The 7,441-nt window shown below is 36.8% G+C and carries 7 protein-coding genes; 3 read left to right on the top strand and 4 right to left on the bottom strand.

The window, feature by feature from the left end:
* Nucleotides 1-355: 355 nt before the first annotated feature.
* The gene (locus tag ACERCF_RS06980; RefSeq protein WP_373625103.1) at nucleotides 356-877 is read right to left on the bottom strand and encodes a TraC family protein; all 522 of its coding nucleotides are present in this window, start codon (nucleotides 875-877) and stop codon (nucleotides 356-358) included.
* A 190-nt stretch (nucleotides 878-1,067) separates the two neighbouring features.
* Between ACERCF_RS06980 and ttrB the strand changes: the two genes are divergently transcribed.
* Together ttrB and nrfD are read left to right on the top strand one after the other, a co-directional pair.
* Nucleotides 1,068-1,793, top strand: coding sequence for a tetrathionate reductase subunit TtrB (gene ttrB, locus ACERCF_RS06975; RefSeq protein ID WP_373625102.1), 726 nt, complete (start codon nucleotides 1,068-1,070; stop codon nucleotides 1,791-1,793).
* A 1-nt stretch (nucleotide 1,794) separates the two neighbouring features.
* Complete coding sequence (gene nrfD, locus ACERCF_RS06970; RefSeq protein WP_373625101.1) at nucleotides 1,795-2,853, top strand: NrfD/PsrC family molybdoenzyme membrane anchor subunit; 1,059 nt, start codon at nucleotides 1,795-1,797, stop codon at nucleotides 2,851-2,853.
* Between the two features lie 251 nt (nucleotides 2,854-3,104).
* Here the strand turns inward: nrfD and ACERCF_RS06965 are convergent, their stop codons facing one another.
* From ACERCF_RS06965 to ACERCF_RS06955, 3 genes are all read right to left on the bottom strand, one after another.
* Nucleotides 3,105-4,460, bottom strand: coding sequence for a phospholipase D-like domain-containing protein (locus tag ACERCF_RS06965; RefSeq protein WP_373625100.1), 1,356 nt, complete (start codon nucleotides 4,458-4,460; stop codon nucleotides 3,105-3,107).
* 9 nt (nucleotides 4,461-4,469) lie between these two features.
* Nucleotides 4,470-5,867 (bottom strand): hypothetical protein, encoded by a 1,398-nt coding sequence (locus tag ACERCF_RS06960; RefSeq protein WP_373625099.1) that lies wholly within the window; start codon nucleotides 5,865-5,867, stop codon nucleotides 4,470-4,472.
* A gap of 109 nt (nucleotides 5,868-5,976) precedes the next feature.
* Nucleotides 5,977-6,741, bottom strand: coding sequence for a tetratricopeptide repeat protein (locus tag ACERCF_RS06955; RefSeq protein ID WP_373625098.1), 765 nt, complete (start codon nucleotides 6,739-6,741; stop codon nucleotides 5,977-5,979).
* A gap of 124 nt (nucleotides 6,742-6,865) precedes the next feature.
* Here ACERCF_RS06955 and ACERCF_RS06950 point away from each other — a divergent pair, with 124 nt between their 5' ends.
* Nucleotides 6,866-7,258: a helix-turn-helix domain-containing protein gene (locus tag ACERCF_RS06950; RefSeq protein ID WP_373625097.1), complete on the top strand. Its 393-nt coding sequence runs from the start codon at nucleotides 6,866-6,868 to the stop codon at nucleotides 7,256-7,258.
* Nucleotides 7,259-7,441: the final 183 nt, after the last annotated feature.

Below are 7,441 nucleotides of genomic sequence, written 5' to 3'. Positions count from 1 at the left end.
CTTGTGTTTAATGAGAGGGTTGTAAGTAATAAAACATGAGAGTTTCCTTTTTGTTTAGATTGATTTTTGACACTCATATTCTAAACGGGAAACTCTCACTTTTTAGAGTGAATTGTCAGATCAAGCCTGATCTTCTGCAGCATTCCAACTAACCAATGTACATCAACACAATCCACCCCACTGATAGTTAAAAAACCTGAATTCCCCTCTGTATTTGGAATATCGTTAAAACCAGATAATGAGACCGTTAAACAAAATGGAGGCAAACCATTTTCTTGATTACGCTCGCCATCGAAGTGAATTTTTATATAATTAGTATTTACAACCCGATAATAACGTTTAGCGATATGCTGCACTACACCTGTGCTACTTTTAGTGCGGCATAGAGTTCAGAAATATTATATTTCCGCATTAATTCTGCACGCTCTGCTTTTTCTTCTGGCTCTGCCATTGCAAGAGCAAGGTAAATGCTCGGCGGTACAACACGGAATAAGGTTTCTTGTTTACTTGATAGCAGCACACCCTCAGTATATTTACGGTTTTCTTTCCGAACAGAAGTAATGAGTTGAATTTGAGCCTTAGTAAGTTGTTTAAAGTTATCCTGTAACGCATCTGTTACCTGTGTGCGAAGTTCTCCTAAATAGTCAGAAGAACGGCCTTCTGTTGGGATCATTGTTAATTCATAGACTACTCCAACTGAACGACCATCTTCGAGCAGTAACATTTTTTGTTCATCTAAAAATTCAGTATAGGGTAACTTATCTACAAAATATGAATTAGGCTGATACTGTTTAGCGTGTTCCGCTCGAGTATAATTTCCCTGACGGTGGACAAAAGGTATATTATCTGCTAAATCTGAAGCAGCAGATTGAGCCACTAAAGTTGATTCTGGAATCTTTTAAAAGCGGTCAAATTCCCCAAAAACTTTGCAAATCCCCTCTGCACTTTGACCGCTTGCCCCTTGATCTCAATCAACTTCCCCACCGATATGTGGAAAACCACAATACCCATCTCTATCACCACAAACCTACAATACCACCATTCATTAAAATAATTGTGGGGGAAGTATGGAATTATCCAGACGCTTGTTTTTAAAAGAATTTTCTGCTTTAACGGTGGGAGCGTCAGCGGTTCCGTTGGCTCAGGCGAAGAGGTTTATGCCTGATCGCCGTGAGGGAGACGAAGCGAAACGCTATGGAATGTTGATTGATCTACGCAAATGTATCGGCTGTCAGGCTTGCACGGTGAGCTGTTCGGTGGAGAATTCTACGCCGTTGCATAGTTTCCGCACCACCGTTCGCCAGTATGAGGTTACCAACGGTCAGCAAGTGGCGAACAATGTGGTGCTGCCTCGCTTATGTAACCACTGCGACCAGCCGCCGTGCGTGCCGGTTTGCCCTGTGCAGGCGACTTTCCAACGCAAAGACGGCGTGGTGGTAATCAATAATGAGCAGTGCATCGGCCGCGGCTACTGCGTGCAGGCCTGTCCGTACGACGCCCGTTTTATCAATGAAGAGACCAAAACTGCCGATAAATGCACCTTCTGCACCCATCGTTTGGAAGCGGGTTTGCTACCGGCGTGCGTGGAAAGCTGTGTAGGCGGTGCGAGGGTAATTGGCGATTTAAACGACCCAAACAGCCAAATTTCTCAGCTTTATCAATCACATAAAGATGAACTTAAAGTATTAAAACTGGAGGCTGGCACGGTGCCGTATGTGTTCTATTTAGGCTTAGACGAGGCGTTTGTGAGCAAAGTCGAAGGTCAGCCGATGCTTTGGACAGGGGAGGCGTAAGATGGAAAATGCAGTAATCAATGAAATTTTAGTAGAACCACAACATATCGTCTGGTTGCCGTGGATTGTCAATTATTTCTTCTTTGTCGGCGTGGCGGCAACGGCGGTTTTCACGGCGGTGCTGTTTGCAAAAAAATCTCAGAAACCGACCGCTTGTGAATTGGCTGCGGTTACAGTGGCGTTTATCGGCTCGATTGTCGCCCCTGTTGCTTTAACCGCCGACCTGCACCAACCAAGCCGCATTCTGCATTTCTACACCGATTTTGCGTGGTGGTCGCCGATGGCGTGGGGGGCGATTATTCTGCCACTGTTTAGCGTGGCGGTTGCAGGCTATTTTGTGCTTGTGCTAGCTCAACATTCGCAACCGAATATGCCGAAATGGTTGGCTTGGCTGAATTTGCCAATCCTACGCAATCAAACCTTGCTCTGGGCATTCCGCCTGTTGTCGTTACTCACGGCGGTCGGGATTATCGGCTACACCGTGCTGGAAACCTACCAAACCGGCACAAGAGCTTTGTGGCACAACGGCTGGCTACTACCTATTATGCTCTTCTCGGCGTGGGCAGTGGCATTTGGCTTAACCCAATTCATTGCTGAAAAATGTGGGGGCGTATGTCATACGCCCAAGGGGCAAAATCAGGGCGTACACCGTACGCCCCTACAAATCTTGTTGATTGTAACCGCACTTTCCGTCCTCGGCTTGACTTTCCACAACGCCGACACCCAACGGAATTTCGCCCTACTGTTCAACGGCTCAATCACCGCCTACCTTGTCGGCATTTTCTGGCTAATTGCCCTCATTTGCAATTTTTCCGCCAAAAACCACCGCTTGCAATGGCTCGGCGTGCTTGCCCTCATCGCCTTCGGCTGGCTACTCCGCTGGGTGCTGGTGATCCAAGTCCAAACTATCGCTAAAACCAATGCCTTGCAAAATCCATATCATTTTGATTGGACCGCTGTCGATGGTGGATTGGGGATTTTGTCGATTTGGGGGTTGGCGATGTTGGTGAGTATCGTAGTGTGGCAGGTTGTGTGTCTGAGCATTCATAAAGAAAAGTGATAACACATTTTTTCCAACGAAAAAGCATGTAATTAGTACATTTTTTCAAATGAATAAAAAGAAGCGGGCTTGCAAGCGGTCAGATTTACCTAATTTTGCAATTTTTCTGGGTATAACCATAAAAACATATTAAATTCACCAAGTGTTTAGGCTTATACCCATAAAAAGTAGTGATAACAAGCGGTCAAGTGCGGTCAGAATTTTGCGGATTTTGGCCACACTGAAAATTATATAATATGCATCAAGAAATTCTAAATTTCTCGTTCAATTCTCTCAATCTCCGCAATCAGCTTCTCGCGAGTATCTGCAAAATACTCGTCCCAATTCTCAATTTCAGAAATGGTTTGATATTCTTCACTTTCTTTTATCGCATAAATTTCCACTTCTAGTTGCTGAATTTTTTTACGCAAACGTTGAATTTCAAGTTTGAGTTTTTCTTTCTCACTAATTGAATCAGCACGAGATTTAAAGAATTTACCTTGTTCTAAATGAGTTAGAATTTCCTGTACCAATTCTAAATTATTTTCCTCATAGGCTTGTTTTAGTTTAGTAAAGGTTTCAGTCGCTTCGGCTTTCATTTCTTCTGCAACTTTATCCGGGTGGCAAAGGATACTTGCTTTTTTGTAGGCTCGTTTTAAAGCCTTTTGCTCTTCCTCGTTTAATTGTTGAATTTCTTTTTCATTTTCTTCTTCAAGCTGTTGATGATATTTGCGTTCATCTTGCTCTGCTTCGGCAAATTTTTCATCGTCCCAAATAAATTTTAACTTGCGCAAGTGTAATAACCGAGAGATATATTTTCCAAGCTCTTTGGTATGACGATGTTGAAATAAAGCGAGAGTTTTCTCCAATTCCGTTTTTTCATCATCATAAGCATTTAGTTGATGTTCTAAATGACGAATTTCCAATTTAAGAGCAGCTATATCTACTTCATCATAAATAATAATTTGGTGATGGCGTTTTACAAATTCTTCAATTAATTCAACTGCTTGTGAAAAATAATTTTTTGATAATGCTTCAATAATTTGAGCAATCTCTTGTTGAAATTGGTAAGCCGATAATTTACGGCTTTCTCGCTCAATATCCTCTTGATCTTCTAAAATCACATAATTTTTCAGAATTTCCAAGCGTTTAATAATTTTTGCTACCGGAAATTCTAGATATTCTTGATGGGAGAAGTAACTATCTCGAATTTGTTTAAATTGAGTAATGAATTGATCGGCAAGTTCAAAGTCATCAGTTGTAATCACAATATTTTCGTGATTATTTTTTTCGGCTTTATAACTCCAATTATAAGATCCGGTAATAACAATTCTGCGATCAATAATGCAGAATTTATTGTGCATTAGATCAGTTTTTCCATCGCCAATGAGATAAGCAACAGAATCACCCATTTTTAAGCGAGAAAAATCCAAATAACTATTTTGATTGATTTCATCATTAGAAAGTAAAAGCTGTACGGTTATTCCGGACTTGGCTTTTTTTACCAAGATTTCAAATAAATCTAGGTTAGTTAGCCAAGCCACAGCAATATAAATAGAGCTTTCCGCTTGGGAAAGCTCTTGACTGATACGATCAGCAATGTTAGAGAAAAGGGCTTCGGTTTGCATTAATACATTCTACAAATAATTACGAATAATTAATTCTGTATTTGGTAATAACTGCTTAATTAGTTCTTTATCAAGATTGTCAGGATTAACTAATAACCCATTTTTAGTATAACACCCAGCTAAAATAATTCTATCTAAATGTAAACCTGAAAATAGATCTATGTTATCAATTTTCAAATAAGCAAAAGTTAGTTCTTTAACGCTAGATGGTAAATTAGATAATATATTAGAACTTGTTCCATTTGGAAATGATAGCGTTAATTTAGTTAATGATTTTATTGTGCTTAGATTAAAGTAAGCATTGATTTTATCCTGATAAATAACAAGCTCTTCTAGATTAGGGAATAAGCTAAAATCTGGTAATTCAGAAATAAATGGTATCTCTATTAGTCCACCTAATTCTATAGAAGCACCAAAAGAATGTATGGTTTTTTTTCCTTTATATGGATATTTTATTTCTGTTATATCAAACAATCCATCAGGATATTCAGAAGATGTTTCAAATTTCCTTCCAAAAATATAAATATCTTCAGCTAGGGAACCTGAGGTGTTCATAATTCCTCCATATGACTTTATCATTTCTTGGCATCGAAGATTACCACCTAATATCCGTTTCCACATAGGAGATAAATTATCCCAAAACTCTTTTCTTAAGCTTTCTAAATTTTCTTTACTTTGAGTTAATTCTTTTTTGGAGATATTTTCATTTTCATCATTTGATAAATAATTATCCAAAATATCCACTACGACAGCAGCCCTTAAAACAGCCATGTCTCCATTCATCATAGAAATTCCACTTAATGCAGAAATCATTGGAAATGACTTTTCATTTAGGTATTCAGAATGTCTAGGTATTTCTCCGCTTTCCCAATCATCAGTATATTTAATTTTCCAGTTTTTTAATGATGATTTATTATGAAATCTATATACAACATCATTGCCATACTCACGCATACAATAAACTTCGTAATCAATAAATCTTGATGCGTAATACACTGGATCTGAGCTTGTATTAAAGATGTTGTATTTAAGATCGTAGGTAATAAAATAAACAAGATCCCCAATGTGTTGCTGATTGTTTTTATAATTATTTACTGCTTTTAACATTATCTCCGTGGCGTTATCTACCCCAATCTTATTAGGGGTTTCTAAACCAATTACATAAGCAGCATCTCTAGCTTTTGCATACCCTAAATTTACTGCCTTTTTAAAGTTTTCTCTTGCAAGATCAAAGTTGATTGGATATTCATTTAAATATCTCATACCTAAATCATAGGCTTCTTTTCCACTATCAGAAACTCCTGTTTCAGCTTGAGATAGTAATTTGTTAGTTGTAGAAATACTTGATTTTACTGATTCGGTTATTTCATTTTTCTTTCCAAATCTAAAAATATCTAGAAACCCCATAGTAAATTAACTCCTATAATTCTGTTTTTCTCTGTGATTCTTTAATATAAAGAAATGTTTTTTATATTCAGGTTTAATCTGGATTATTGATTTTTATGAGAATATTCATTTATAAACGGTGAATACTTTTAATCACTTCTCTCACAATTCTAAATTTTGCTTCGTATAATTCATAATCCTCTAAATGGTAGTTATCTTTAATATTTTCCCAAATTATATCATCAACAGCACTGGTTACATCATTTAAAAAAGGCTGGTTAAAAGGAGAAATATCTAAATTAGATTGGTAAAGACCTTTTCTTTCAAGCTCTTCTAAGTTGATAAAATCTTCATCAAGAAATTCTTCGTGGTATGCTAAAAATATTTTTACTGAGTTAGGGTTATTTTTTAATTTAGAAATAAAATAGCGAGAAATAAGATAGATAATTTCTCCTGCTTGCATTTCAGGTCTAGCTCCGAATTTAACAATGGCAAACTCTGAATTTTTAATGAACGATTGATTGAATGCTAAAGACATAAACATTACATCTTCAGAAAATATCTCATCAACTTCTTGCATAAATGTTAGAAACTCATCACAACGAAGATGCCCAGCATTTTTTGCTTCTTGAAATAATTTTCGAGCAAACTCAAAATCAGGATAATCACCTAACCCATTAAAAGTCATTAATGCAAGGTTATATTTAGCTGAGACATGTCCAAAAGAAGCTGCTTTTTTAAAATGACTTAGAGCTTCCGCATAGTTGCCTTGTGATAGCTTTATTACACCTTGCTCATAAACTTGATGAGAAACCTTATCTGTATGTTGATCACCAGTATTTGGCTTGATATTAGAGCCAAATAAAAACTTGCCCATCTGTGCTATAAATGTCATAAAAAGTTGTACCTTTCGCAATAAAAATTTATACTATTCTACAAACTGCCTGTTTATGCTACAATCCACAAAAAATTCTCATTACCCCCCTAAAAAGTTCTGATGTGATAAGTAAGGTTCTATTATGAATATTAATGAAAAAATCCGTTTATTCCGTGAAGATAATCAGCTTTCACAAGAAGATATGGCTGAGAAATTAAAGATGTCTACTAAAGGTTATGCAAAAATTGAACGCGGTGAGACAAGAGTTAATTTTGAAAGGCTAGAACAAATTTTAGGTGTTCTAAATACTGATATTTATGAATTATTAACTTATGGTGAAGATGGTAAAATTATTATTACAACAGGAAATAACAATAGCAATGCAAGTTCAAATATATTTTTAGGGAATAATGATGTAGAGAAATTGACTATAATGCTCAATCATAAAGATGAAATTATTAAGTTAAAGGATGATATTATTGAAAACCTAAAAAATGAAATTTTTCTTTTAAAAGAAAAATTAGGGAGTAAATAATCCTATAAAATATATATTCACATTAATTTCAGAATAGATTTAATTTAAGAAAAAATTCTTATTTGACTTGCAAGCGGTCAAATCCCCTCAAAACTTTGCAAACTCCCACCGCATTTTGACCGCTTGTTCCCTCCCCCTTGACCCAAATCAAACTTCCCCCCGATATGTGGAAAACCACAATAC

It is taken from the genome of Mannheimia kashgarensis, from assembly GCF_041807705.1.
GTDB lineage: Bacteria > Pseudomonadota > Gammaproteobacteria > Enterobacterales > Pasteurellaceae > Mannheimia.
This window is presented reverse-complemented; position numbering and strand designations above follow the sequence as displayed.